Genomic DNA, 25,698 nt, shown 5'->3' on the forward strand with positions numbered 1-25,698 from the left:
TGGGAGTCGTGTGACACCCCGCAAGCAGACAAGCAGCCACCACCATCGATATCAGTTTGCACATCCACTCACCTCCAAGTTGTCGTCCTCGCTTGATGCATGCCCCAACAGCCGACCCTGCGAGTGTGTTGCGACTGTGCCCCTTCACACACCAGTCGTCTAGCAGCAGCAGTCATCCAACGACTCAGCCGGCGCAGATGCGACTCGAAGTAGTCGTTGTTCCAACCCTCCCTCGCCACGCCTCCTCAAACTTGTGGACGTGACAAAGGTTCCGGTTCGAGGAAACTGGAGACAATGCATTTGGCGCCTTGCGCTCCGATGCCACTCAAAGGGACTTGCCTATCGCGGGCAAGCTGCGATCGGAGGGAACATGCGGAAATCAGCATCGGGCCTGGTCAACGTACGCGCCATCAGCGGTACCCACGTCGTATTTCTCGCTCTAGACATGCGTGAACAGGACGCTCGGGGGCTCATGGGCTTTGCAATCCAGCGAACGGACCTGACCGAGGACGAAACTGTCTGGCTACGCGGCAACAAGACATTTGCGAGCATCCGCCCCCCGACCGGGTTTGAGGACGCGAGCAGCAGGCAGCATCCGTTCCAAGTTTTCCAATGGGCCGACTACACGGCGAAACCTGGCTATCGATACAAGTATCGCGTCATCCCGATGTTCGGACGCCCCGGAAAGCTGGAAGAGAAAACACCCACTGACCTGACAATTGAGGCCGAGCCCTTGAGTGCAGGCAAGCACGACTTGCACTTCAATCGTGGTGCGATCGCATCGCAGGCGTTTGTGCAACGCTTTCCAGGGCAAACTTTGAATGAAGCGGGTGCCCCCGCCTATTCCTGGCTTGCGCGTGATCTGGTCCCTGCGCTCATCAATTTCATCGGCTTGGCGAAGAACGCCGACTACAGCTTGCATGCGGCGATCTACGAGCTCAATGTACCCGGCGATCAACCTTGGCCGGATGTGCTGGCCGCGTTCAAGGCCGCGAGCGAAGCAGGCGCTGACGTCAAGCTCATCTACCACGCTGGCAGCGACGACACAGGAGTGAAGAACGGCAAGGTTCTCACGAAGGTCAAGTTCAAGGGCGGAGTGGCCATTGCGCGCAGGAATGCCAAACTGATGCACAACAAGTTCATCGTGATCAGTCGCAAAGGCAAGCCAGTGGCTGTCTGGACCGGATCCACGAACTTGAGCCGCAATGCCCTATACGGTCAATTGAACTTCGGACACGTCGTTCGAGACAAGGACGTTGCAAAGCGCTTCCTCGCGTACTGGGAGAAACTGCGCGGTGACCCGAGCTCTGAGGAGCTCAAGGACTGGACCGAAACAGAAAACGCACTGCCTCCTGTAGACGACGGGGACGAGATACTTCCAATCTTCTCACCTCATCGAGGCGAAAGCGTGTTCAAGTGGTGGATCGAACTGGCGTCCGCAGGCCGTCCCTTGTTCATGACCTTCCCGTTCGGAATCGTCAAGGATTTCCGGCCGCCATTCGACGTCAGCGACCAAGTGCTTCGCTTCGCCTTGCTGGACAAGTACGTCAATGGCGGGAGCAAGGCGTCGCGGGATGCAGCCATTCAGGACATCGAGCGAATTCGCCGACACCCGAATATCGGCATGGCGCTGGGCAATCACATCTATGTCGACTGGATCGATGGCTGGCGCAAGGAGAGCGACCCCATCGGAGTGAATGTCAACTGGATTCACACGAAGTTCATGCTGATCGACCCCTTGGGAAGGAAGCCGGTCACCCTCGCAGGCTCTGCAAACTTCAGTTCGGCCAGCGTGACCGACAACGACGAGAACATGCTCTTGATCCGGGGAGACACACGGGTTGCCGACATCTTCTTCGGCGAGTTCATGCGGGTCTTCGCGCACCACCGATTTCGCGAGTCGGTCAAGCGGCACATCGAGGAGCATGGAAGTGCGGCGCGTGACACATGGAAACCACAAGATCTGTTCGAGACATGGACCGAGTGGGTTCCGTCGCACTTCAAACCAGGCTCTGAGAAGGACATCAAGCGGCGATACTTCATCGGTGCATGAACGACCAGGAGCGATCTGAGATCGACAGGGGTTCGAAAGGTAAACGTTGTGACCTGTCCGTATCGGCGGGTGATGCCAGTGTTGCCATCTGGCTCGCGCCTTCTGTGGTGGCAGCGCTCGTGTCAGTATGCGGCGCGTTCGTCGGAATGGTCTGAGTCGCCCCGGCCGTGGCATCCGCTCAATCGATATACGACAAGGGCAGCGCGGTCGTGAACTTGAGTTCCTCCATGGCGAAGCTGGAGGACACGTCGAACAGTTGCGTGCCCGCGATCAGCCGCTTGTAGACCTGGTCGTAGGCGGCGATGTCGGGCACCACGACGCGCAGCAGGTAGTCCACGTCGCCGCTCATCCGGTAGAACTCGACCACTTCGGGAATGGCCTCGATGGTGGCGCGAAAGCGGTCGAACCAGGCCTGCGAATGGGTGTTGGTGCGCACCGAGACGAAGACGGTCACGCCCACGTTGACCTTGTCGCGGTCCACCAGCATCACGTTGCGGGTGATGACACCTGCTTCCTTGAGGCGCTGCACGCGCCGCCAGCAAGGCGTGGGCGAGAGCCCCACGGACTCGGCGAGTTCGGCGACCTGAAGCTCGGCGTTTTCCTGCAGAAGGGCCAGAAGCCTTTTGTCGATGGAATCCAATTTTACTGATTTGCTCATATGTAGAAATGGATGCTAATACGTGAGGCGTGCGAGGGTAATTTAGCACGTCCATTCCCTCCGAGCGTCTGCACAATTCCCCGGATGGAAATCTATCTCGACGCCAACGCCACCACCCCGGTCCTGCCCCAGGCGCGCTCTGCCGCGCTCGCCGTCATGTCGGAAACCTTCGGCAACCCGAGCAGCATCCACGGCAGCGGCCTGCGGGCCCGCGCCCTGCTGGACCAGGTGCGGGCGGCCGCGCGTCGCGTCCTGGGCGCGCCGAGTGGGCAGTTGATGTTCACCAGCGGCGCGACCGAGGGCATCCAGACGGCGGTGCTCTCGGCCCTGCATGCGTTGCGCCAGCGTCGCGTGTCGGGCGAAAGCATCCCGGGCCAACTGCTCTACGGTGCCACCGAACACAAGGCGGTGCCCGAGGCACTGCGCCACTGGAACGCACTCCTGGGCCTGAACCTGGAGATCCGGGCCATCCCGGTGGGCATCGACGGCCGGCATGACCGGGGCTGGCTGCGCGCCCATGCTGGCGATGCGGGCCTGGTGTGCACCATGGCCGCCAACAATGAAACAGGCGTGATCAGCGACCTGGACGGCATCGCCGACGCGCTGGCGCAGAGCCCAGCACTCTGGCTGGTCGATGGCGTGCAGGCCCTGGGCAAGCTGCCCTTGCGGCTGGCCGAGCGGCGCATCGACTACGCACCCTTCTCGGGGCACAAGCTCTACGCGCCCAAGGGCATTGGTTTGCTCTATGTGCGCGAGGGTGCGCCCGTCACGCCGCTGCTGACGGGTGGTGGGCAGGAGGGCGCGTCGCGTGCCGGCACCGAGAACATGGCGGGCATCGCCGCCCTCGGCGCGGTGCTGGCGGCGCTCGAAGCGGGCGACGTGTTCGCGAGCGGCGATGTGCTGCGCGCGCAGCGCGAACGGCTGGCCGACGCCCTTGGCGAAGCTTTCCCCGGCGTGGTGTTCAACGCACCCTTCGATTGCAGCCTCCCCACCACCCTGAATTTCTCCGTGCCCGGGCTGAGCGCGCGCCTCCTGCTCGATCTCTTCGATGCCGCCGGCCTGCGCGTGAGCGGTGGCTCCGCCTGCAGCGCCGCCAAGGCGCAACCCAGCTACGTGCTGCAGGCCATGGGCCTGCCGGCTTGGCAGACCGCCTCGGCGGTTCGCCTGTCCTTCGGCGCGGCCGACACGCCTGCGCTGATCGACGAGGCCTGCGCGCGCTTGCGCGACTGCGGCGAGATGCTGCGCGCCACCTGCCAGGGTGCCGAAGCGTCTGGCGCGGCGGGACCGCTGGACCCGCTCACCCGATTCGTCGTCGATGGCGCCTGCTGCTACGTCGTGGCCGATGCACAGAGCCGCCGCTGCGTCGTCATCGACCCCTTGCCCGAACTGACCGAGCGCCTGGCGCAATGGATCAGCTGCCGCCAGGGCGTGCTGGCCGCCGTGCTCGACACCCACAGCCACGGCGACCATGTCTCGTCCGCGCAGTCGCTGATCGACGCGCTGGCTCCGGCGCAGGTCGATCTTTTTCCCGTACGCGACGGACTGGGCTGGCCTGCGGAAGCCGCAATCGTTGCGCTGGGCGCGCATCGGCTCACGCGGCTTCACATCCCCGGCCACACGCAGGATTCCACGGCCTACCTGCTGCACGATGCGCAGGGCCTGCGGCTGGCCTTCGTCGGCGACATGGTGATGCCGGGCGCGCTGGGACGCAGCGACTTCGAACAGAGCGCGCCGCATTCCTTCGCCGCCTCGCTCAAGACGCTGGAAGCCGCGGTCGGCCCGCACACGCTGCTGCTGCCGGCGCACGACTACGACAACTTCTTCGCCACCACCTTGAGCGTCGAGTGCGCGGCCCATCCGCTGCTGGCCGGCGCCTTGACGGGCGTTGTCGATGCACAGGCTTTCGCCATGGAAAAGGCTGCGCTGGAGCGGAACCTCGCGCCGACCGAGTACCAGACCCTCGCCTGCGGCGCGCGCACCGCCTGCGCGCTTGCGATGGAAAACGTCGAGCTGCCGGCGGAGCAAGTGCGAGAGCAGTTGCGCACCGGCCAGGCGCTGCAGCTCATCGACGTGCGCGAAGCCTTCGAGGCGCGGATGGGAACCGCCGGTTCTCTGGACGCCGAGCCGGTGCCGCTGTCGACCCTGGTCGGCGCACTGCCGCGCTGGGGCGCCCTGGCCGCCGACGTGCCGCTCGTCTTCGTCTGCCGCAGCGGCAACCGCAGTGCCCAGGCCGCGCGGGCCCTTCGCCGCCTTGGCCATGCGCAGGCCTGGAGCCTGGCGGGTGGGCTCGCGCTGTGGCCGGTGGATGCACAAGCGGTACCGGGTGGCGAAGCGCTTGCGATCTGAATCTGCCGCCTGACGCGGCGCCGTGCCTGCCGATCAGAGCAGGGATTCGATGGGCAGCACCTTGAGGAAATTCACCCACCCGCGGCGCAGGGCGCTCGTGCCGGGTTCGTCCGAAAACACGGTCTCCTTGCCGCCCTCGTTCTCGACCCATTCGAGCTTCCCCTCGGGCGTGAGCCGCACCTGGTAGGCCACGTGGGGCAGGCGGCCGTCGAGCTGGCTCGACAGCTGCCCGGCCAACTGCGGACTGTCGATGACCACGCCCATCTCGGTGTTCAGCCGCGCCGAGCGCGGGTCCAGGTTGAAGGAGCCGACGAAGATGCGCTGGCGATCCGCCGCGAAGGTCTTGGCGTGCAGGCTCGCCGCGGAGCCGCCGCCGGTCGAGCCGCTGCCCGGCAGGCCGCGCGGCCTGCTTTCCTCGCTGGGCGGCGGAACGGCCGCGCCCGGCTTGAGTTCGAAGAGCGTCACGCCGGCTTCGAGCAACTGCTTGCGGTACTTGGCATAGCCGGCATGCACCGGCGCCACATCGGTGGCCGAGAGCGAATTGGTCAGCACCCGCACCTTCACGCCGCGCCGCGTCAGTTCGCCGAGGGCGGCCGTGCCGTCCTTGCCCGGCACGAAATAGGGCGAGACCAGGTCCAGTTCCTTCTGCGACTGGCCCAGGGCCCGCTCCAGCCGGGGCAGCATCTGCAGGTCGGTCCGGTCGGCGGGCTGCAGTGCCTTGGCCGGGTCATCATGGACCACGTGCGCGGTGGTCCACTCGAAGTCCACCTGGCCCTGGATCACCTGCGCGACCAGGGGCGTGCGCTGCGTGGTTTCGATGTACTCGCGCGCCTCGGACCGGCCGCGGTTTGCTTCCCACTCGGCCTTCAGCGTGTCCGCGCTCTCGGGCGTGACGCCCGACAGCATGCTGGCGGCCGGATAGGCCGAGGCGCTGTTCCAGAACAGGTCGAACTCCTGCGACACCTCGCGCACCACCGGGCCCACGGACATCACGTCCAGGTCCTGGAAACCCACTTCCATGTTGGCGCCGAAGTATTCGTCGCCGATGTTGCGCCCGCCCACGATGGACACCTGGTTGTCCGCGGTAAAGGACTTGTTATGCATGCGGTGGTTCACCCGCGTGAAGTCGCTCAGGAAGTCGCCGGCCCGGAAGCCGCGGTTGGCGAAGGGATTGAACAGGCGCAGCTCGATGTTCGGATGCGCATCGAGCGCTGCCAGCATCGGGTCCTGCCCGGCGGTGTTGGCATCGTCGATCAGTATCCGCACGCGCACGCCGCGCTCGGCCGCGCGCCACACCTCTTCCCACAGCAGCAGGCCGGTGGTGTCGCGGTGCCAGATGTAGTACTGCAGGTCCAGACTGCGCTGCGCGCCCCGGGCGAGCAGGATGCGCGCGGCGAAAGCCTCGTTGGCCTCCGGCAGGGCGCGGATGCCCGACTTGCCCGGATGAGCGGCCGTCATGCGGCGCACGCCCTGGCCCAGGCGCGTGTCGTCGGTGCTCGCGAGGGCCTTCGACTCGGCTTTCGGAACGTCGGCGGGCAGCGAGGCACAGCCGGTGAAGAGAAGCACGAGGGTGCTGGCGAGGGCGGCACGCAGGATCGACTGGGGCGACACGGCTTCTCCGGACAACGAGGGTGCCGCAAATTCTAGTGCGGCACCTCCGCCGGAGCGCCCCCCGTCTGCGAGCGCCGCGGACTGCGGATCAGCAGCAGCAGTGGAATCGCCAGCACGGTCACGAGCATCATGACGCCGAAGTCGTTGAGGTAGCCGATGAGCGCACTCTGGCGCGTCACCTCGTTGTTGAGAACCGCCAGCCCGGCCAGTGTGTCGGGGCTGATCATCGCGGGCAGGTTCGCCAGCCCGTGGTTGCCCGGCCCGACCAGCGCCGACAGCTGCGCATGCGCCTTGCCCGAGCCTTCGGTCAGCAGCGCCTGCACGATCGAGATGCCCACGCTGCTGCCGATGTTGCGCAGCAGGCTGAACACCGGCGTGCCGTCGTGCCGCAGGTGCGGTGGCAGCGTCGCGAAGGTGGCGGCGGACAGCGGCACGAAGGTGAAGCCGATGCCCAGGCCCTGGATGAAGCCGGAGGTGACGATGAGCGTGCTGTCCATCTGCAGCGTGAGCTGCGTCATCTGCCACAGCGAGAAGGCGGTGAGCCCGAAACCCACCGCCATGATGGCGCGCACGTCCACCCGCTGCACCAGCCGCCCGACCACCAGCATCGCGAGCATGGTGCCGATGCCGCGCGGCGCCGTGACCTCGCCGGTGTAGATCACCGGGTAGCCCATCAGGCCCTGCAGGAAGCTGGGCAAGAGCGCCATCGTGGCGAACAGGATCATGCCGACGATGAAGGCGAACAGCAGGCCGGTGACGAAGTTGCGGTCCTTGAGCAACTCGCGGTTGAAGAAGGAGGTGCCGCGCGCGGTGGCCGTGTGCACCACGAAGAAGGCGAAGGCGACGAGCGCGGCAGCGGCCTCCAGCTTGATCTCCCAGGAGTCGAACCAGTCCAGCTGCTCGCCGCGGTCCAGAAAGAGTTGCAGCATGCCGATGGCGATGCTGAGCGTGACGAAGCCGAAGACGTCCAGCCGCTCGCCCTGCGGCCGGCTTTCCGGCAGGTAGCGGGCGATGCCCCACCAGGCGAACACGCCCACCGGCAGGTTGATGAAGAAGACCCAGCGCCAGTCGAAGTTCTCGGTCAGCCAGCCGCCCAGCAGCGGGCCGAGGATGGGGCCGACCATGATGCCCGCGCCCCAGATGGCCATGGCCTGTCCCACCTTCTCGCGCGGGTTGATGTCCAGCAGCACCGCCTGCGACAGCGGCACCAGCGCCGCGCCGAACACGCCCTGAAGCAGGCGCGCGGCGACGATGCCCACCAGCGAGGTGGCCAGGCCGCACAGCGCTGAGGCGATGGTGAAGCCCACCACCGAGATCAGGAAGACCTTGCGCCGCCCGAACTGGCCGCACAGCCAGCCGGTGAGCGGCAGTGCGATGGCCGAGGCCACGATGTAGGAGGTCAGCACCCAGGTGATCTGGTCCTGCGAGGCCTGAAGGCTGCCCTGCATGTGGGGCAGGGCGACGTTGGCGATGGTGGTGTCCAGCGCCTGCATGATCGTCGCCAGCATGATCGAGACGGTGATCATCCCGCGATGCGGGAAGCCGCCGGGTGCCTGCGCAGCGGCGGTGCTCATGGCTGTTCCTCCCCGGCAACTGGCGTCATCAGGCCCTGGCGGGCCTTGTTGAGCAGGGCGACCAATTGGCTGCGCTCCCCCGGCGACAAGGCGGCCAGCGCACGGTCCTGGACGCCGTCGCTGATCTTCATCGCCGCGTCGAGCGCCTTTTCGGCGCCTTCGGCCAGCTGCACTTCCTTCGCGCGCCGGTCGCTGGCGCTGGCCGTGCGGCGGACCCAACCCCCTGCTTCCAGGCGCTCGCACAGGCCGCCCACGGTCATCGCGCTCAGTTCCACTTCCTGCGCCAGTTCCGCCTGCGACATGGGTTCGCCGCGCATGGCCAGCGCCCCTAGCACTCGGCACTGGGCGCGCGAGAGCCCGATGCGCTCGCGTGCCAACCGGTCGAACTGGGCGCCGTACAGGCGCGCGACGTCATTGACCAGGAAGCCGAAGCGCTGGGTGAAATCTCTTTTCATAAGCCTACTTATTATAAGCAGGCTTACTAAATGGGCGCAGGCAGACCGTTGGGCACCGCAGGGCGCTCAGCGGCGGGAGCGGACCTTGATGCGCACGGTTTTCACCTGCCAGCCGCGCATGCGCAGGCGACCGACCAGCATGGGCGCCATCTGGCGCAGCTTGGCCGCTGCGGCGTTGCTGCCGACCAATACGCACCATTCGTCGTCTTCGACCGGTCCGGGCTGCATGCCGGCACGCATCTCGCGCGGGATCAGGTCCTCCACGGCACGCAGCCGCTCGGCCGAGTCGCGGGCGCGCTCGGCCAGGGCCGCCAGGGTGGGCGAGGCCTCGGTGGCCTGCAGGACGGTGAGGGGATTGAAGCGCCGGTTCACGGAAGAAATGCGGACAGACAAGGTGGCTAAAATCAACGGTTTGCCGGCAATCCGGCGGCCTGGGCGCCTTGCGAGCCTTGCAATTGTGCAACGCACGCCCAAGTGTTGATTTTGACTATCTTTAGGAATTCAGGTCCAAGCGCCCGCGCGCGTATACGGCGTATATAGCGCGGGGGTCGACCTCCACTCATGGCCACCAACTTCCTGACCCAGCTCTTCGGCAGTCGCAACGACCGCCTCCTGAAGCAATACCGCAAGACGGTGGCGCGCATCAACGATCTCGAAGCGCAATTCGAGAAGCTCAGCGAAGACGAGCTGCGGGGAAAGACGCAGGAGTTCAAGGACCGCATCGCCAAGGGTGAAGCCCTCGACGACCTGCTGCCCGAAGCCTTTGCCGTGGTGCGCGAGGGCTCCAAGCGCATCATGAAGATGCGCCACTTCGACGTGCAGCTCCTCGGCGGCATGGCGCTGCACTACGGCAAGATCTCGGAAATGCGCACCGGCGAGGGCAAGACCCTGACGGCCACGCTGCCGGTCTACCTCAATGCGCTGACCGGCAAGGGCGTGCACGTGGTCACGGTGAACGACTACCTCGCCAGCCGCGACGCGCAGTGGATGGGGCGCCTGTACAACTACCTGGGCCTGTCGGTGGGCATCAACCTGCCGCAGATGCCGCGCGAGGAGAAGCAGGCGGCCTACCGCTCCGACATCACCTACGGCACCAACAACGAGTACGGTTTCGACTACCTGCGCGACAACATGGTCTACGAGACCGGCGACCGGGTGCAGCGCGGCCTGAACTACGCCATCGTGGACGAGGTGGACTCGATCCTGATCGACGAGGCGCGCACGCCCCTGATCATCAGCGGCCAGGCCGAGGACCACACCGACCTGTACCTGGCGATCAAGAAGGTGGTGCCGCTGCTCACCCGCCAGGAAGGCGAGGCCGACCCGCGCACCGGCGAGGGCATCACCAAGCCCGGCGACTTCACGGTCGACGAGAAGACCCACCAGGTCTTCCTCACCGAGGACGGCCACGAGAAGGCCGAGCAGCTGCTGTCCGAGTTCCAACTGCTGCCCGAAGGCGCATCGCTGTACGACCCGGCCAACATCACGCTGATGCACCACCTGAACGCGGCGCTGCGGGCCCAGCACCTGTACCACCGCGACCAGCACTACGTGGTGCAGCAGGGCGAGGTCGTCATCGTCGACGAATTCACCGGCCGCCTCATGACCGGCCGCCGCTGGAGCGATGGCCTGCACCAGGCCGTGGAGGCCAAGGAAGGCGCCAACATCCAGCCCGAGAACCAGACCCTGGCCTCGATCACCTTCCAGAACTACTTCCGCCTGTACGGCAAGCTGGCCGGCATGACCGGCACGGCCGACACCGAGGCTTACGAGTTCCAGGAGATCTATGGCCTGGAGACGGTGATCATTCCGCCCAACCGTCCGAGCAAGCGCGACGACCAGCTCGACCGCGTCTACAAGACCACGCGCGAGAAGTACCAGGCGGCCATCGAGGACATCCGCGAGTGCTACGAGCGCGGCCAGCCGGTGCTGGTGGGCACCTCGTCCATCGAGAACTCCGAGATCATCTCGGGCCTGCTCACCGAAGCCAAGCTGCCGCACCAGGTGCTCAACGCCAAGCAGCACGCCCGCGAGGCCGACATCGTGGCCCAGGCCGGCCGGCCCAAGATGATCACCATCGCCACCAACATGGCCGGCCGCGGCACCGACATCGTGCTGGGCGGCAACGTGGAGAAGGCCATCGAGGCGCTGGAGCACGACGAATCCGTCGACGCATCCGCCAAGCAGGCCGAGATCGAGCGCCTGCGCGCCGAGTGGGCCAAGGAGCACGCCTTCGTCACGGCGCAGGGCGGCCTGCGCATCATCGCGACCGAGCGCCACGAGTCGCGCCGAATCGACAACCAGCTGCGCGGCCGCTCGGGCCGCCAGGGCGACAACGGCTCCTCGCGCTTCTACCTGAGCCTGGACGACCCGCTCATGCGCATCTTCGCGGGCGACCGCGTCAAGGCGATCATGGACCGCCTGAAGATGCCCGACGGCGAGGCCATCGAGGCCGGCATCGTCACCCGCAGCATCGAGAGCGCCCAGCGCAAGGTGGAGGCGCGCAACTTCGACGTGCGCAAGCAGCTGCTCGAGTACGACGACGTGTCCAACGACCAGCGCAAGGTGATCTACCAGCAGCGCAACGACATCCTCGACGCGAGCGAGCTGTCGGCGCAGATCGCCGCGCTTCGCGAAGGCTGCATGACCGACCTGGCGCGCCAGTACGTGCCGGCCGAATCCGTGGAAGAGCAGTGGGACCTGGACGGCCTGGAGCGCACCCTGTCCAACGACTGGGGCATCGAACTGCCGCTGCGCGCGGAAGTGGAAGCCGCCACCGCCATCTCCGATGAGGAAGTGGTCGACAAGGTCGTGAATGCGGCCAACGCCGCCTTCGATGCCAAGGTCGAGCAGATCGGCAAGGACAACTTCATCCAGTTCGAGCGCATGGTGCTGCTGCAGAGCATCGACACCCATTGGCGCGAGCACCTGGCGTCCCTCGACTACTTGCGCCAGGGCATCCACCTGCGCGGCTATGCGCAGAAGCAGCCCAAGCAGGAATACAAGCGCGAGGCCTTCGAGCTCTTCGGCCAGCTGCTCGACTCGGTGAAGACCGAGGTCACCCGCCAGCTGATGACGGTGCGCATCCAGTCCAGCGAACAGCTCGACGAGGCGGCGCAGGCGATGGAAGAGCGCGGCGAGAGCCACATCAACATCACCTACACCGCGCCCACCGAGACCGGCGAGCCGGAGGTGCGTGTGGACGAGGAAAGCCTGCGTCGTGCCGCCACCGGCGGCCTGTCAGCCGGTGCGATGGCCTTTGCCCGCGTCGGCCGCAACGATCCCTGCCCCTGCGGCAGCGGCAAGAAGTACAAGCAGTGCCACGGGAAGCTGAGCTGAGCTGATCCAAGGAGCCCCGCGCCCACCTGCACGACGCGCCCGCGCCAGCCGGTCTCCTCCGGCGCCGCGGGCGCATTTTTTTGTCATCATCGATAGCGCACGTTTCCCAAGGAGCAAGACGATGCCCGTGAACCTTTCCGCCCCCGATCCGGCCTCCCTCTTTGCCGTGCCCGGCGTTCGAATCGGCGTTGCCGAAGCCGGCATCCGCAAGGCCAACCGCAAGGACCTGACGGTGGTGCTGATCGACGAGGGCGCCGCCGTGGGCGGCGTCTTCACGCAGAACCGTTTCTGCGCCGCGCCGGTGCAGGTCTGCCGCGAGCACCTGGACAAGAACTTCGGCATCCGCGCCATGCTCATCAACACCGGCAACGCCAACGCCGGCACCGGCGAGGACGGCCTGGCGCGCACCCGCGCCACCTGCATCGCGCTGGCCCGCCACCTGGAGATCGCGCCCGAACAGGTGCTGCCCTTCTCCACCGGCGTGATCATGGAGCCGCTGCCCATCGAGCGTATCGAGGCCGGCCTGCCGGCGGCGCTGGCCGACGCCAAGCCCGGCAACTGGGCGCGCGCGGCCGAGGGCATCATGACCACCGACACCCTGCCCAAGGCCTTCAGCGCCCAGGTGCAGATCGGCGGCGCCACCGTCACCATCAGCGGCATCAGCAAGGGTGCCGGCATGATCCGCCCGAACATGGCCACCATGCTGGGCTTCATGGCCACCGACGCGCGCATCGACGCGTCGCTGCTGCAGCCGTTGTCGAAGAAGCTGGCCGACGGCTCCTTCAACCGCGTGACCATCGACGGCGACACCTCCACCAACGATTCCTTCGTGGTGATCGTCACGCAGAAGGCGGCCAATCCCGTCATCGCTTCGCTGGACTCGGCCGACGGCCAGGCGCTGCTGAAGGCAATGCAGGACGTGGCGCGGCTGCTGGCGCAGGCCATCGTGCGCGACGGCGAAGGCGCCACCAAGTTCATCACCGTGCGCGTGGAAGGCGGCAAGACCGACGCCGAATGCCGGCAGGTGGCCTACGCCATCGCCCACTCGCCGCTGGTCAAGACCGCCTTCTTTGCCAGCGACCCGAACCTGGGCCGCATCCTGGCGGCGGTGGGCTACGCCGGCATCGAGGACCTGGACCAGACCGGCATCGACCTGTACCTGGACGATGTGCACGTGGCGGTCAAGGGTGGGCGCAACCCGGCCTACCGCGAGGAAGACGGCCAGCGCGTGATGAAGAAGAGCGAGATCACGGTGCGCGTGGTGCTGGGCCGCGGCAACGCCGCCGACACAGTATGGACCTGCGACCTGAGCCACGACTACGTGTCCATCAACGCCGACTACCGTTCCTGATTCCACGAGCGATGAACGAGAAATTCGAACACCTGATCGAACGCGCCGAGCAGCTCATCTCGCGCATCGAATCCATCCTGCCGCAGCCCTTGGCCGCGCCGGCCGACTGGAATGCCTCCATCGCCTGGCGCTACCGCCGCCGCAGCTCCGGCCACGGCACGCTGGAGCCGGTGCGTCACGTGGCGACGATGGCGCTGGACGACCTCAGGGAGATCGACCCGCAGAAGGAGAAGATCGAGCGCAACACCCGCCAGTTCGTGCAGGGCAAGCCGGCCAACAACGTGCTGCTCACGGGCGCGCGCGGCACCGGCAAGTCCTCGCTGATCCGCGCCTGCCTGCACGCCTACGCATCGCAAGGCCTGCGCCTGATCGAGGTGGACAAGGCCGAGCTGGTGGACCTGCCGGACATCATCGAGGTGGTCTCGCAGCGGCCGGAGAAGTTCATCGTCTTCAGCGACGACCTGAGCTTCGACGAGGGCGAGCCTGGCTACAAGGCGCTCAAGTCGATCCTGGACGGCTCCATTGCGGCGTCCACGCCCAACGTGCTGATCTACGCGACCAGCAACCGGCGGCACCTGCTGCCCGAGTACATGAAGGAGAACCTCAGCTACACCCACACGGAAGATGGCGAGGTGCATCCGGGCGAGGTGATCGAGGAGAAGATTTCCCTGTCGGAGCGCTTCGGCCTGTGGGTGAGCTTCTACCCCTTCACCCAGGCCGAGTACCTGGCCATCGTGGCGCAGTGGCTGTCGCATTTCGGCGCGAATGCGCAGGCCATCGAGGCGGCGCGGCCCGAGGCCCTGGTGTGGGCGCTGGAGCGCGGATCGCGCAGCGGCCGCGTGGCCTACCAGTTCGCGCGCGACTACACGGGGCGCGCGACGGCATGAGCGAGCAGGCGCGCAAGCACACCGAGGTCGCGGTCGGCATCCTGATCCGCGCCGACGACGCGCTGCTGTTGTCCACCCGCCCCGAAGGCAAGCCCTACGCCGGCTACTGGGAGTTCCCGGGCGGCAAGATCGAGGCCGGCGAGACGGTGGAAGAAGCGCTGCGCCGCGAGTTGCACGAGGAGCTGGGCATCAGCATCGGCGACGCCGAGGTCTGGAGGACCACCGAGCACGATTACCCGCATGCGCTGGTGCGCCTGCACTGGTGCAAGGTGCGCGAGTGGCAGGGCGAGTTCGAGATGCGCGAAGGCCAGGCCATGCGCTGGCAGCAACTGCCCCTGGACGTGACGCCGGTGCTGCCCGGCGCGATGCCGGTGCTGCAATGGCTGGCGGAAGAACGCGGCCTGGCGGCCTGAGCCGCAGCGCGTTTTTTTACTGGACGCGCGGATCGCCGAAGGGCTCGTCGTCCGGCGGTGCCTCGGTGGGCAGCGTGAATTCCTCGCTGGCCCAGGCGCCCAGGTCGATGCCCTTGCAGCGTGCGCTGCAGAAGGGCCGGTAGGGGTTGCTGGCCGCGTAGACGCTGTCCTGCCCGCAGGCCGGGCACTTCACGATGCGCGCGGCAAAGCCCTTGTCGTCGGTCGTCACGGCCACCTCAGGCGCAGAGCGTGAGTTCGAATGCGGCTTCGTCGGTGCTCTGGTGCAGCCGGTCGTCCGCTTCATGGCGCATCAGGCGCACCGAGACCATCAGCCGGTTGCCGCTGATCTCGGGGATGAGGCCCAGAGAAGGATCGATGCGCAAACGCAGCAGCTGGAAGCTGCGTCCCTGCGGCAGCGTCTGCTGATAGGTGCCGTTGGTGGCAATCACCTTGTAAGGCACGTCGGCGTCGCGCAGCAGCTTGAGCAGCAGGTACACCGACTCGGCCATGGGCGCTAGCGTGGCGGCCCAGCGCTCGATGTCGGCGCGGCGCGCGGCCGCGGGGTGGTGCTGCCAGGCGTAGTAGGCGGGCAGGTCGAATTCGCAGGTGCCACCCGGGATGTTGGCGCGGCTGCGGATGCTCATGAGCCATTCGCTCTCGGTGAGCGCCTGGCCGGCCTTGCCCTGGATGGCGTTGAGCGTGTTGAAGTTGCGCTCGAGCTGCCCGATCACCTGCTCCAGCACCGACTCCGAGATGGCCGGGTTGCCGCGGTAGCTGGCGAAGATGGTCTTGTGCTTCTCCAGGTCGCGCATGACGTCGGACTTGAGATCGGCGCGCGCAGACACGTCCATGATCTCGAAGATGGTGACCAGCGCGTAGTGGTGGGACAGCGGCGAATCCGCCGGCACCAGCTCGCCCAGGCGGCGGAACAGATGCTCCAGACGCAGGTAGGTCCGGATGCGTTCGTTGAAGGGGTACTCGTAAAGGATCACGCGGCTCCGTTTCCAGTCGAGGTCATCATAGCTTCCCGAATGGCGGCTGGTTCAATTGCTGCTGCTGCCGGTCCACAGCCGCCACAGTTGGCGCACCTCGTCTTCGAGTTGCGCGAGGCTCAGATTCTCGTTGTAAATCACCGCATCGGCAGCACCCCGGCGCAATGGCCTGCCCGCCTGCTGGGCGATGACGGCGCGCACCGCGTCGGGCTCCCACGCGGAGCGGGCGACGACTCGTTGCAATTGAATCTCTTCGCTTGCATCGACCACCAGCACCCGGTCGACGATCGCGCGCCAGCGGCGGGACTCGACCAGCAGCGGTACGTCGAACACGACCAGCGCGCCGGTGGCTGCCTCGGCCTGCCGCTCGCACTCCTGGCCGATGAGCGGATGCAGGATGGACTCCAGCTTGCGCTTGGCCTGCGGGTCGCCGAAGACCACCGCGCGCATCTGCGCACGGTCGAGGCTGCCATCGGCCGCGACCATCTGCTCACCGAAGGCCGCGCCGATCGCCGGCATGGCACCGCCACCCGGGCCGGCCAGGGCGCGCGCGATGGCATCGGTGTCGATCAGGCTCGCGCCATGGCCCACGAGCATGGCGGCCACGGTGCTCTTTCCGCTGCCGATGCCACCGGTCAGGCCGATGCGTCGCATGACGGAGAAAGGCTCAGGGCGCGAGCGCGCCCAGGGGGAAGGCGAAGGGGATCCATTGGCGCACAGTATCGGGCCCCAGCGCCAGGCAGACGAGCCCGGCCCCGGCCAGGAAGGGGCCGAAGGAAATCGGAATGTCCTTGTGCTTGAGCTTGCCGGCCACCAGCAGGATCGAGCCGAGCACCGCGCCCACCACCGAGGACACCAGCACGATGGCGATCAGGTAGTCGGCGCCCAGCCAGGCGCCCATGGCGGCCAGCAGCTTGAAGTCCCCGTAGCCCATGCCTTCCTTGCCCGTGGCCAGGCGGTAGGCGTGATAGATCAGCCACAGGGCCAGGTAGCCGAACACCACGCCCCACACCGCCGACTTGAGTGCAACGCCAGTCAGCCCGGTCGCCGCGCCGATCAGGCCCAGCCACAGCAGCATGTAGTTGAGCGAGTCGGGCAGGTACTGCGTGTCCAGGTCGATGAGGAACTGGCAGATCAGCAGGGCCGCGAAGGCCGCCCACAGCGCGCCCGCCGGCGACAGGCCGTAGCGCCAGGCGCACAGCGCGAAGAAGGCGCCGGTGACCAGTTCCACGATCGGGTAGCGCGGGCTGATCGGCGTCTTGCACGAGCCGCAGCGGCCACGCAGGAAGAGGTAGCTGAGCACCGGCACGTTCTGGTACCAGCGCACCGGCGCGCCGCAGTGGCCGCAGCGCGATGCCGGGCGCGACAGGTTGAAGGGGGGCAGGGCGTCGAGGGTCCTGGCGGCCTCGTCGGCCGCGGCTTCCAGGGCGGGCGGCGTGTTCGCCTTGGGACCGAACACGAGGCTCCACAGCGAGGGAATGCCTTCCACCCTGGCCAGGTTGCCCACTGCGTCGCCCAGCCACTGCCGGTACATCATGACCGGCGTGCGGTAGACCACCACGTTCAGGAAACTGCCCACGAGCAGGCCCAGGACGCCGGCCAATGCGGCGTCGAACCCCTGCGAGACGAACATCAGACGACCTGGCCGAGCTTGAAGATGGGCAGGTACATCGACACCACGATGCCGCCGATGATCACGCCCAGGAACACGATGATGATCGGCTCCATCAGGCTGGACAGGCCCGCCACCATGTCATCGACTTCCTGCTCGTAGAAGTCGGCCGCCTTGCCCAGCATGTGGTCGATGGAGCCCGACTCCTCGCCGATGGCCGTCATCTGCAGCACCATCGAGGGGAAGAGGTTGGCGTTGGTCATCGCGCTGGTCAGGCTGGTGCCGGTGGACACCTCCTGCTGGATCTTGCTGGTAGCAAGCGCATACACAGAGTTGCCCGAGGCACCGCCCACCGAATCCAGCGCTTCGACCAGCGGCACGCCGGCGGCGAACATGGTGGCCAGTGTGCGGGTCCAGCGTGCGATGCAGGACTTCTCGATCAGGGCGCCGAAGATCGGCACCCGCAGCATCAGCCGGTCCATGACCTGCTGCATGCGCTCGTTGCGCTTCCAGGCCTGGAAGAAGAAGTAGGTGCCGCCGCCCACGACGCCGAAGATCAGCCACCAGTAGGAGACGAAGAATTCGCTCATGCCCATCACGAAGAGCGTGGGTGCGGGCAAGTCGGCGCCGAAGGAGGTGAACACCTGCTTGAAGGCAGGGATCACGAAGATCATGATGATCGCCACGACCACGAAGGCCACCACCACCACGGAGGTGGGGTACATCAGGGCCGACTTGATCTTGGACTTGATCGCCTCGGTCTTCTCCATGTAGGTGGCCAGGCGGTCCAGCAGGTCTTCCAGGATACCGGCCGCTTCACCCGCTTCCACCAGGTTGCAGTAGAGGCTGTCGAAGTACTTGGGGAACTTGCGGAAGGCAGACGACAGCGAGGTACCGGTCTCGACGTCCGCGCGGATGTCGTTGAGCAGCTTGCCGACGCTCGGGTTGGCATTGCCGCGGCCCACGATGTCGAAGGACTGCAGCAGGGGCACGCCGGCCTTCATCATGGTGGCCAGCTGGCGGGTGAAGATCGCGATGTCCTTGGGCTTGATCGACTTGCCCGAGCGCATCTTCTTCTTCTTGATCTTGGTCGTCAGCACGCCCTGGCGGCGCAGCGAGGCCATGACCTGGTTCTCGCCGGAGGCTCGGACCTCGCCGCGAACGATCTTGCCGTTGCGGTCCTTGCCCTCCCATTCGTAGAGGTATTCCTGGTGCGAAGTGGGTCGACGGGACGATGCTGCGGTGGCCATGGATTCTTCTCCGGTGCGCCGTGTTATTCGTTGGTGACTGCCACCACTTCTTCAAGTGATGTCAGGCCCTGCATGACTTTCTGCAGGCCCGATTGGCGCAGGGTTCGCACGCCTTCGGCCTCGGACTGCTTGGCGATGTCGAGCGCGCTGCCGTCGCGCAGGATGATCTCCTGGATCTTCTCGGTGATCGGCATCACCTGGTAGATGCCTACCCGGCCCTTGTAGCCACCGTTGCAGGCCGAGCAGCCGACCGCGCGGTAGGGCTTCCAGGTGCCGTTGAGATCGCTGGCCTTGTAGCCGGCGTCCAAAAGGGCTTCGCGCGGCACGTCGTGCACCTCGCGGCAAACCATGCACAGCCGGCGCGCCAGGCGCTGGGCGGTGATCAGGATCACGCTGGACGCGATGTTGAAGGGCGCGATGCCCATGTTGCGCATGCGGGTGAGCGTGGTGGGCGCGTCGTTGGTGTGCAGCGTGGAAAGCACCAGGTGGCCGGTCTGCGCGGCCTTGATGGAGATGTCGGCGGTTTCCAGGTCGCGGATTTCACCCACCATGATGATGTCCGGGTCCTGGCGCAGGAAGGCGCGCAGTGCCGCCGCGAAGGTCAGGCCCGCCCGCTCGTTCACGTTGACCTGGTTGACCCCTGGCAGGTTGATTTCCGAGGGGTCTTCCGCCGTGGCGATGTTCACGCCCGGCTTGTTCAGCAGGTTCAGGCAGGTGTAGAGGGACACCGTCTTGCCCGAGCCGGTCGGGCCGGTGACCAGCACCATGCCATAGGGGCGGCCGATGGCGGACAGCAGGCGCTCTTTTTCGGTCGCGTCGTAGCCCAGCGCATCGATGCCCAGGCGGGCGCTGCTGGGGTCGAGAATACGGATCACGATCTTCTCGCCGAACAGCGTCGGCAAGGTGCTCACGCGGAAGTCGATCACACGCTCCGGGCCGATCTTGAGCTTCATCCGGCCGTCCTGCGGGATGCGCTTCTCGGAAATGTCCAGGCGCGAGATCACCTTGATGCGCGAGGCCAGCTTTTCCTTGATGACCACCGGCGGGGTGGCCACTTCGCGCAGTTCGCCGTCGACGCGGAAGCGCACGCGGTAGTTGTGCTCGTAGGGCTCGAAGTGGATGTCCGAGGCCCGCATGCTGAAGGCGTCCAGCAGCATCTTGTGCAGGAAGCGCACCACCGGCGCGTCTTCCACCTCGGCGCTGGCCTGCTCGTTGCTCTCGGGCGTCTCGGCAGCGGAGTCGTCGAACTCGAACTCCACACCGACGATGCTGTCGATGGTTTCGGAGGCGCTCACCGCCGCCGCCTCGATCATGCGCGACAGCTTGTCGTACTCGGCGATGACCCAGTCCACGCCCATCTGCGAGGCGAACTTGATCTTCTCCACCGCCTGCTGGTCCGACGGGTCGGCCGTGGCCACGATCAGGCGGTTGTTGCGCTTGCTCAGGACCACGATGCGGTAGGCCTGGCACATCTTGGGGTCGAGCAGGTCCTTGGGCAGGCGCTGCGAATCGACCGCGTCGAGGTCGAGCAGGGGTGCGCCGAAGGCGCTCGAGAGGGTGTGGGCGAGGTCGGCCGGCGACACGGCGCCCGAGCCCGTCAGCTCTGCGATGAAGCTGCTGCGTGAACTCTGCGACTTCTGGTAGATCTCCTCGGCGACCTTGGCCTGGAGCTTTCCTGCAGAAATGAGCGCACGCGCCAACCCCGGCAGTGCGACAGGCGCGTTGTCCTTAGCGAGGGGTTCCGCAGCAGCAGCCATTCAAGGGATCGTAAAAAGAGTCACTAATTGATTCTTGATCATCGCTGATCGACTCCGGGGCGTAAACCGCCGGCCTTGCTCGGATCGCGCAACATTTGGCACTACAACGCCAAATCTGTCCCGGAGAATGAAGACCTTTGACCCACAGAGGCAGTCAATGCGCCCGAGCTTTCAAAAGGATAGCGCACAAGGGGCGGGACGGACCCGCCGCCGAAGGGCCATTCCCCCAGGTGTTGACTCTGCGCCACGTTTGTCCGCAAGTGCAGTCCGGATGGATTAATCAGAAAGCTTTGCCGGGCCGGAAAGCCGGGGCGGGGCATTTGCACCCCATGCCCCGCCGGCCAAAGAAAAAGGCCAGCTGTCCGGATGGAAAGCTGGCCTTCTGTATTGTTGGTGGGCCCTGAGTGACTCGAACACTCGACCTACGGATTAAGAGTCCGCTGCTCTACCAACTGAGCTAAGAGCCCCCGAAATCATTGCTGGTTTCAGGCAATCCAAAAATTATAGCACAAGCAATTGGCGCCATCCAGGGCGGGGCAGCGAATGCTGCGTTTTCGTGCGCGCTGCCGTCTCGACCGGCCCGGACGCCGGTGACTACACCAAAGGTTTTCATCTTTCGCCCTGTGCATGCGGCGGTGCGTTGCGAGCCCGCAGCAATCCGCGAAATAGTCTCCAAAGTGTGAACTCTTTCTCCGCCGAGTGCCGCGGGCCGAACCTAGGATGCAACCCGGCTCAGCAAGAAAAAACAGGTCAAGCCAATGCATTTCGTACGCATCTCCCGCGCCGCTCTCGTCCTCGCCCTCGGGGCTGCAAGCTTTGTCGCCAGTGCGCAGATCCATCGCTGCAAGGACGACAAGGGACAGACCATCCTGTCGGACCGCCCGTGCGCCACCGCCGATGCCGCGGTTCAGCAGGGCAGCAGCGGCAGCAATGCGGGTGCGGTCGACCGCATTGCGGCCCCGCAGATGGTCAACGTCCGCATGCGCGACATGTCCGCCCAATACGACTTCATTCCCGACCAGGCAACGCGATCCACTGCCGGCAGCCGCCCGGGCAAGTGAGGCGAAGCGGCCGATCGTGGCCGCGGCCAATACAGCTGTTTGAATGCCTGCCGGCCCGGATGCGGCCGGCGCCTCGGCTCCCCAGTCTCCTCCGAATTTCCTCGCGCTTCTCCGCGGCCATGCCGCTGCGACATATCTAAAAGTGCGCCGGCTGCGTAGCGGCCAGCCGCCCTCGCGGGAATAGTCCGGATCCGCCGCTGCTGCGCGAGCAGCGGCGTGCCTTCCAGACAAATCGAACGAGGAGATAAACCCATGAATCCGCGCGCCCGTGCCTGCCTGGCCGCAGGCCTTGCCATTGCCGCTGCCCTTCCCGCCCTGGCCCAGAACGCCGCCGCCTCGCGCGACAGCGTGAGCGTCTATGGCGTGCTCGACGAATATGCCGGCTCGATGCGCCGAAGCGACTCGCCAGGCCGCACCACGGTCCTGAACAGCGGCGGCATGACCACTTCCTACTGGGGCGTGCGTGGCACGGAGGACCTGGGTGGCGGACTGAGCGCCTTTTTCACCCTGGAGAGCTTCTTCCAGGTGGACACCGGCACCAGCGGCCGCACTGCCGCCGACCCGCTCTTCTCGCGCAATGCCTTCGTGGGCCTGGGCGGGCGCTACGGGCGACTGAGCCTGGGGCGCCAGACCAACCCGATGTTCACCGTCACCGGCACCTTCAACCCCTTCGGTGTCTCGGCCAACCTGAGCCCGGTCATGCTGCAGATCTGGAGCGCCAACTACAACCGCGCCGTGCTGGGCGACAGCGTGTGGAACAACGCGGTGCAGTACAGCTCACCGGCCTTCGCAGGCTTTCGCGCCTCGGCCACTTACGGCCTGGGCGAGGTGGCGAACGATGCCGGCGTCCACAACCTCAACGCGACCCTGAACTACGACAATGGCCCGTTCGCCGCCGTCGTCTCCGCGCAGCAGGGCGAGTACGGCCCCGGCTTTACCACCACCATCACCAGGCAGGACGCTCGGATGGCGGGCCTGAGCTACGACTTCGACTTCGTGAAGGTCTTCGGCCAGTACTTCCACACCGACACGCCCGACATCCGTACCAGGACGCGCACGGGCCAGCTCGGCTTCGCGGTGCCTGTGGGTCCGGGCCGCATCATGGCCACGGTGGCGCGCACCGAGCGAGATGCAGCGGGTACCGATACCAGCCGTACGACAACGGGCCTGGGCTATGACCACTTCCTGTCGAAGCGCACCGACCTCTATGCGGTCTACCTGCTGGACAAGCTCACATCCTTCGACCGCCAGTCGAGCGTTGCCCTTGGCGTGCGGCATCGCTTTTAAGCGCCATCCAAACCGGAGATCTCCATGCACTCACTCGCTTCCGCATTCGTCCGCCCCGTGGCTGCGGCTGCGCTGGCCGCCCTGGCCCTCGCGGCCGGACCGGCGCTTGCGCAGCCCTCGGCCTCCGCCACCAAGCCCATCCGCGTGGTGGTTCCCTTCGGCCCCGGCGGCGTGGCCGACCTCACGGTGCGCACCGTCGCGCACAAGATGTCCCAGTCCATGGGGCAGAGCATCATCGTGGACAACAAGCCCGGCGCCGGCGGCGTCGTGGCAGCCGACGCCGTGGCCAAGGCGCCGCCGGACGGCCTCACCGTGTTCCTGATGTCCAACGGCACCGCCGTGACGGCGGGCCTGTTCGAGAAGCTGCCTTTCGACACGGTCAAGGACCTGGCACCCGTCTCCACCCTCGGCTACTTCGACATGGCCGTCGTCACGGCGGCCGAGTCGCGCTTCAAGACGATGAAGGAGTTCCTGGACTATGCCAAGGCCAACCCGGGCAAGGTGAACATCGGCAGCATCAACGTCGGCAGCACGCAGCACCTGGCGGCCGAGCTCCTCAAGCGCAGCCTGGGCATCGACGCGCAGGTGGTGCCCTTCAACGGCTCGCCGGCGATGATCACCGCTCTGCGCGGCGGGCAGATCGATGCGGGCGTGGAGATCCTGGCGCCCATCCTGGGCCAGATCGCCGGCAAGGCGATCCGGCCCATCGCCACCATGGGTGCCAAGCGTTCCTTCGCGCTTCCCGACACGCCCACGGTGGCCGAAAGCGGCGCCCCCGGCTTCAACGTCGCCTCGTGGAATGCCTTCGCGGTGCCGGCCAAAACCCCGGCGGCTGTCATCGAACGCCTCAACAAGGAAGCGAATGCGGCCCTCGCCTCGCCCGAGGTGAAGGAGCAGTTGCGCAAGCTGGGCGTCGAGGCCCAGGGCAGCACGCCCGAGCAGCAGGCCGCCTTGCTCAAGGGCGAGATCCAGCGCTGGTCGGAAGTGATCCGCCAGGCCGGCATCCCGAAGCAGTGATTTCGCCTGTCCCGACCGGATGCGGGTGGGCGGCTGTCAACCCGCCGGGGCGGGAAAAGCCTGGCTGACCACTTCCTGGATCAGCTTGTGGGTGGCCTGCTGCGTCAGCGTGGCGGGCCGTTGAGAACTCACCGCCAGTGCGAGCCGGCTGCGCAAGGGCGGGTTCACGATGCGCCGCATCGAGAAGGCTTCCGGCCGCGGCGCCGTCATCACCGCATTGGATGAAAGCACCGCGTGGCCCAAGCCTTCGGCCACCAGGTCCAGGATGGCGGCCACGCCGTCGATCTCCATGGCAATGGCGGGCCGGCGTCCGATGTTGGCCAGTTCGGCCTCCACCAGCATGCGGATCGAATTGGCCCTGGTGGGAATCACCAGGGGCAGGACGGCGACGTCTTGCAGGTCCACCTCGGGCGGCGACTGACTGTCCCGTCCCGCCGGCCCGACGAGAAACAGCTCCTCTTCCAGGATCACCGTGCTGTCGATTTCCGCTGAAGGCGCGGGGTTGTAGATCAGCGCCAGGTCGATGCGCCCCGCCACCACCGATTCGTGCATTGCGCCGGAGAGCGCCTCGGTGATCGAAAGTCCCGCATCGGGAAGCTGCTGACGGAAAGCCCGCGTGAGCGGTACGGCCAGCCGCTTGGCAATGCTGGGCGGCATGCCCACCGCCACCTGGCCGGCCAGCGCGCCGCGCAGGCGTCCCAGGTCTTCCTTGGCGCGCTCGACCTGGTGCAGGATGCCGCGCCCGTGCTCCAGCAGCAGCTTCCCGGCCTCGGTGAGCGTTACGCCACGGCCATTGCGCGTGAGCAGGTTCTGCCGCAGCTCCACCTCCAGCTGGCGCACCTGCCGGCTGAGCGCAGGCTGCGCCACGTCGATCACGATGGAGGCGCGGGTGAAGCTGCCCAGCTCGGCGACGCGGACGAAGTACTCTAGCTGCTTGAGGTCCATGGCGGCTAGTCTAGGCGCCGCCCGCCGGGGCCCGCTCGATGCGCGCCGCAAGCCCGGGCGGGCTCAGGCCCAATACAGGCGCATCGGGTTGTCGACCAGGAGCTTGTGCTGCAGTTCGGGCGTGGGCGCGATGCGCGGGATCATGTCGACCAGCTCTCCGTCGTCGGGCATGTGCGACTTGAGGTTGGGGTGCGGCCAGTCGGTGCCCCAGAGCACGCGGTCCGGGAAGCTTTCGACCAGCCGGCGCGCGAAGGGCACCACGTCGTCGTAAGCGGGCGGTCCGCAAAGCGAGAGCCGCTCCGGGCAGCTCACCTTGGACCAGATGTTCGGGTGCTCGCGCAGCAGTTGCACGAAGCGCTCGAACTGCGGGCCGTCCACCGGTTGGCTCACATCGGGGCGGCCCATGTGGTCGACCACGACAGTGGTGGGCAGGCTGGTGAAGAAGTCCCACAGCTCGGGCAGGTCCTGCGCCTCGAAGTAGACGACCACGTGCCAGCCCATCGGCGCGATGCGCTGGGCAATTCGCATCAGCACCTCGCGCGGCGTGAAGTCCGCCAGGCGCCTGAGGAAGTTGAAGCGCACGCCGCGCACGCCGCCTTCGTGCAGCGCCTGCAGTTCCGTGTCGCTGACATCGGCCGACACCGAGGCCACGCCGCGCGCCCGTCCGCCCGAATGGGCGATGGCCTGCAGGAGGGCACGGTTGTCGTTGCCGTGGCAGGTGGCTTGCACGATCACGTTGCGCTCGAAGCCCAGCAGGTCGCGCAGGGCGAAGAGCTGGTCCTGCGATGCATCGCAGGGCGTGTACTTTCGCTCCGGCGCAAAGGGAAACTGCGCCGCCGGGCCGAAGACATGGCAGTGCGCGTCCACCGCACCGGCCGGCGGCCTGAAGCCGGGCCTGGAGGGATTCGGGTGGAAACAGATCCAGCCCGGGTCCATGGTCTGGATTTCGGTGTCAGCGGGCATGCTGCGCCCCTGGAGTCGATGTGTGCATGGGCGAGGATCTTGCGCGCAATCCCCTCGCCCCGCGAGCCCCAGCGCGAGCTAGCAGCTAGCGCGTTCCGGCATGGCAGATCCCCGACTCGGCCGGGAT

The 25,698-nt window shown here is 66.5% G+C and carries 22 protein-coding genes and 1 tRNA gene; 9 read left to right on the forward strand and 14 right to left on the reverse strand.

Annotated features, from left to right (window positions below; genetic code table 11):
• The first annotated feature begins 370 nt into the window (after positions 1-370).
• Positions 371-2,053, forward strand: coding sequence for a phospholipase D-like domain-containing protein (locus BM345_RS06820; protein ID WP_093376987.1), 1,683 nt, complete (start codon positions 371-373; stop codon positions 2,051-2,053).
• 178 nt (positions 2,054-2,231) lie between these two features.
• Here the strand turns inward: BM345_RS06820 and BM345_RS06825 are convergent, their stop codons facing one another.
• Complete coding sequence (locus BM345_RS06825) at positions 2,232-2,693, reverse strand: Lrp/AsnC family transcriptional regulator (protein WP_254789617.1); 462 nt, start codon at positions 2,691-2,693, stop codon at positions 2,232-2,234.
• A gap of 102 nt (positions 2,694-2,795) precedes the next feature.
• Between BM345_RS06825 and BM345_RS06830 the strand changes: the two genes are divergently transcribed.
• Positions 2,796-5,057: an aminotransferase class V-fold PLP-dependent enzyme gene (locus BM345_RS06830; protein WP_093376991.1), complete on the forward strand. Its 2,262-nt coding sequence runs from the start codon at positions 2,796-2,798 to the stop codon at positions 5,055-5,057.
• Between the two features lie 33 nt (positions 5,058-5,090).
• Here BM345_RS06830 and BM345_RS06835 read toward each other — a convergent pair whose 3' ends face one another.
• The 4 genes from BM345_RS06835 to BM345_RS06850 form a co-directional block, all read right to left on the reverse strand.
• A complete protein-coding gene (locus BM345_RS06835) occupies positions 5,091-6,668 on the reverse strand; it encodes a phospholipase D family protein (RefSeq protein ID WP_093376994.1) in 1,578 nt (525 codons plus the stop codon).
• 32 nt (positions 6,669-6,700) lie between these two features.
• The gene (locus BM345_RS06840) at positions 6,701-8,242 is read right to left on the reverse strand and encodes an MDR family MFS transporter (RefSeq protein ID WP_093376997.1); all 1,542 of its coding nucleotides are present in this window, start codon (positions 8,240-8,242) and stop codon (positions 6,701-6,703) included.
• On the reverse strand, positions 8,239-8,697 hold the full coding sequence (locus BM345_RS06845) for a MarR family winged helix-turn-helix transcriptional regulator (protein WP_093376999.1): 459 nt from the start codon (positions 8,695-8,697) through the stop codon (positions 8,239-8,241). Before BM345_RS06845 ends, BM345_RS06840 begins: the two co-directional genes overlap by 4 nt.
• Positions 8,698-8,763: 66 nt before the next feature.
• Positions 8,764-9,069 carry a DciA family protein gene (locus BM345_RS06850; protein WP_093377002.1) on the reverse strand — a complete coding sequence of 102 codons (306 nt, stop codon included), beginning with the start codon at positions 9,067-9,069 and terminating at the stop codon, positions 8,764-8,766.
• Between the two features lie 189 nt (positions 9,070-9,258).
• On the opposite strand from BM345_RS06850, the gene secA reads away from it, so the two are divergent.
• The 4 genes from secA to mutT all read left to right on the forward strand — a co-directional run bounded on the left by secA (position 9,259) and on the right by mutT (position 14,687).
• Positions 9,259-12,036, forward strand: coding sequence for a preprotein translocase subunit SecA (gene secA / locus BM345_RS06855; protein WP_093377004.1), 2,778 nt, complete (start codon positions 9,259-9,261; stop codon positions 12,034-12,036).
• Between the two features lie 121 nt (positions 12,037-12,157).
• Positions 12,158-13,387 (forward strand): bifunctional glutamate N-acetyltransferase/amino-acid acetyltransferase ArgJ, encoded by a 1,230-nt coding sequence (gene argJ / locus BM345_RS06860; protein WP_093377007.1) that lies wholly within the window; start codon positions 12,158-12,160, stop codon positions 13,385-13,387.
• A gap of 11 nt (positions 13,388-13,398) precedes the next feature.
• Positions 13,399-14,274, forward strand: coding sequence for an ATP-binding protein (locus BM345_RS06865; protein WP_093377009.1), 876 nt, complete (start codon positions 13,399-13,401; stop codon positions 14,272-14,274).
• Positions 14,271-14,687 (forward strand): 8-oxo-dGTP diphosphatase MutT, encoded by a 417-nt coding sequence (mutT, locus tag BM345_RS06870; protein ID WP_093377012.1) that lies wholly within the window; start codon positions 14,271-14,273, stop codon positions 14,685-14,687. Before BM345_RS06865 ends, mutT begins: the two co-directional genes overlap by 4 nt.
• Before the next feature lie 16 nt (positions 14,688-14,703).
• Here mutT and BM345_RS06875 read toward each other — a convergent pair whose 3' ends face one another.
• The 7 genes from BM345_RS06875 to BM345_RS06905 all read right to left on the reverse strand — a co-directional run bounded on the left by BM345_RS06875 (position 14,704) and on the right by BM345_RS06905 (position 20,765).
• Positions 14,704-14,922 carry a DNA gyrase inhibitor YacG gene (locus BM345_RS06875; RefSeq protein ID WP_254789619.1) on the reverse strand — a complete coding sequence of 73 codons (219 nt, stop codon included), beginning with the start codon at positions 14,920-14,922 and terminating at the stop codon, positions 14,704-14,706.
• Between the two features lies 1 nt (position 14,923).
• Positions 14,924-15,679, reverse strand: a complete 756-nt coding sequence (gene zapD, locus BM345_RS06880) for a cell division protein ZapD (protein WP_093377017.1) — start codon at positions 15,677-15,679, stop codon at positions 14,924-14,926.
• Positions 15,680-15,730: 51 nt separating this feature from the next.
• Positions 15,731-16,333, reverse strand: coding sequence for a dephospho-CoA kinase (gene coaE / locus BM345_RS06885; protein ID WP_093377020.1), 603 nt, complete (start codon positions 16,331-16,333; stop codon positions 15,731-15,733).
• 13 nt (positions 16,334-16,346) lie between these two features.
• A complete protein-coding gene (locus BM345_RS06890; RefSeq protein ID WP_093377022.1) occupies positions 16,347-17,312 on the reverse strand; it encodes a prepilin peptidase in 966 nt (321 codons plus the stop codon).
• Positions 17,312-18,541: a type II secretion system F family protein gene (locus tag BM345_RS06895; protein ID WP_093377025.1), complete on the reverse strand. Its 1,230-nt coding sequence runs from the start codon at positions 18,539-18,541 to the stop codon at positions 17,312-17,314. Before BM345_RS06895 ends, BM345_RS06890 begins: the two co-directional genes overlap by 1 nt.
• A 23-nt stretch (positions 18,542-18,564) precedes the next feature.
• Entirely contained in the window at positions 18,565-20,298 is a 1,734-nt protein-coding gene (gene pilB / locus BM345_RS06900; protein WP_093377027.1) for a type IV-A pilus assembly ATPase PilB, read from the reverse strand.
• Between the two features lie 391 nt (positions 20,299-20,689).
• A tRNA-Lys gene (locus BM345_RS06905) sits at positions 20,690-20,765 on the reverse strand.
• Between the two features lie 291 nt (positions 20,766-21,056).
• Between BM345_RS06905 and BM345_RS06910 the strand changes: the two genes are divergently transcribed.
• The 3 genes from BM345_RS06910 to BM345_RS06920 all read left to right on the forward strand — a co-directional run bounded on the left by BM345_RS06910 (position 21,057) and on the right by BM345_RS06920 (position 23,663).
• On the forward strand, positions 21,057-21,359 hold the full coding sequence (locus BM345_RS06910) for a DUF4124 domain-containing protein (protein ID WP_093377030.1): 303 nt from the start codon (positions 21,057-21,059) through the stop codon (positions 21,357-21,359).
• Positions 21,360-21,611: 252 nt separating this feature from the next.
• Positions 21,612-22,646, forward strand: coding sequence for a porin (locus BM345_RS06915; protein WP_093377032.1), 1,035 nt, complete (start codon positions 21,612-21,614; stop codon positions 22,644-22,646).
• Positions 22,647-22,670: 24 nt separating this feature from the next.
• Entirely contained in the window at positions 22,671-23,663 is a 993-nt protein-coding gene (locus BM345_RS06920) for a Bug family tripartite tricarboxylate transporter substrate binding protein (protein ID WP_093377035.1), read from the forward strand.
• Between the two features lie 36 nt (positions 23,664-23,699).
• Here the strand turns inward: BM345_RS06920 and BM345_RS06925 are convergent, their stop codons facing one another.
• A complete protein-coding gene (locus BM345_RS06925) occupies positions 23,700-24,608 on the reverse strand; it encodes a LysR substrate-binding domain-containing protein (protein ID WP_093377037.1) in 909 nt (302 codons plus the stop codon).
• Positions 24,609-24,671: 63 nt separating this feature from the next.
• Entirely contained in the window at positions 24,672-25,571 is a 900-nt protein-coding gene (locus BM345_RS06930; RefSeq protein WP_093377040.1) for an amidohydrolase family protein, read from the reverse strand.
• Between the last annotated feature and the right edge of the window lie 127 nt (positions 25,572-25,698).

It is taken from the genome of Variovorax sp. OV329, from assembly GCF_900114785.1.
GTDB lineage: Bacteria > Pseudomonadota > Gammaproteobacteria > Burkholderiales > Burkholderiaceae_C > Variovorax.

Bases quoted from the DNA above. Each gene is read 5' to 3' on its own strand.
- coaE (WP_093377020.1), bottom strand. From the start codon at position 16,333: ATGCGACGCATCGGCCTGACCGGTGGCATCGGCAGCGGAAAGAGCACC.
- BM345_RS06840 (WP_093376997.1), bottom strand. From the start codon at position 8,242: ATGAGCACCGCCGCTGCGCAGGCACCCGGCGGCTTCCCGCATCGCGGG.
- BM345_RS06890 (WP_093377022.1), bottom strand. From the start codon at position 17,312: ATGTTCGTCTCGCAGGGGTTCGACGCCGCATTGGCCGGCGTCCTGGGC.
- BM345_RS06830 (WP_093376991.1), top strand. From the start codon at position 2,796: ATGGAAATCTATCTCGACGCCAACGCCACCACCCCGGTCCTGCCCCAG.
- pilB (WP_093377027.1), bottom strand. From the start codon at position 20,298: ATGGCTGCTGCTGCGGAACCCCTCGCTAAGGACAACGCGCCTGTCGCA.
- BM345_RS06915 (WP_093377032.1), top strand. From the start codon at position 21,612: ATGAATCCGCGCGCCCGTGCCTGCCTGGCCGCAGGCCTTGCCATTGCC.
- secA (WP_093377004.1), top strand. From the start codon at position 9,259: ATGGCCACCAACTTCCTGACCCAGCTCTTCGGCAGTCGCAACGACCGC.
- BM345_RS06845 (WP_093376999.1), bottom strand. From the start codon at position 8,697: ATGAAAAGAGATTTCACCCAGCGCTTCGGCTTCCTGGTCAATGACGTC.
- BM345_RS06865 (WP_093377009.1), top strand. From the start codon at position 13,399: ATGAACGAGAAATTCGAACACCTGATCGAACGCGCCGAGCAGCTCATC.
- BM345_RS06920 (WP_093377035.1), top strand. From the start codon at position 22,671: ATGCACTCACTCGCTTCCGCATTCGTCCGCCCCGTGGCTGCGGCTGCG.
- BM345_RS06925 (WP_093377037.1), bottom strand. From the start codon at position 24,608: ATGGACCTCAAGCAGCTAGAGTACTTCGTCCGCGTCGCCGAGCTGGGC.
- BM345_RS06895 (WP_093377025.1), bottom strand. From the start codon at position 18,541: ATGGCCACCGCAGCATCGTCCCGTCGACCCACTTCGCACCAGGAATAC.
- mutT (WP_093377012.1), top strand. From the start codon at position 14,271: ATGAGCGAGCAGGCGCGCAAGCACACCGAGGTCGCGGTCGGCATCCTG.
- BM345_RS06930 (WP_093377040.1), bottom strand. From the start codon at position 25,571: ATGCCCGCTGACACCGAAATCCAGACCATGGACCCGGGCTGGATCTGT.
- BM345_RS06910 (WP_093377030.1), top strand. From the start codon at position 21,057: ATGCATTTCGTACGCATCTCCCGCGCCGCTCTCGTCCTCGCCCTCGGG.
- BM345_RS06820 (WP_093376987.1), top strand. From the start codon at position 371: ATGCGGAAATCAGCATCGGGCCTGGTCAACGTACGCGCCATCAGCGGT.
- argJ (WP_093377007.1), top strand. From the start codon at position 12,158: ATGCCCGTGAACCTTTCCGCCCCCGATCCGGCCTCCCTCTTTGCCGTG.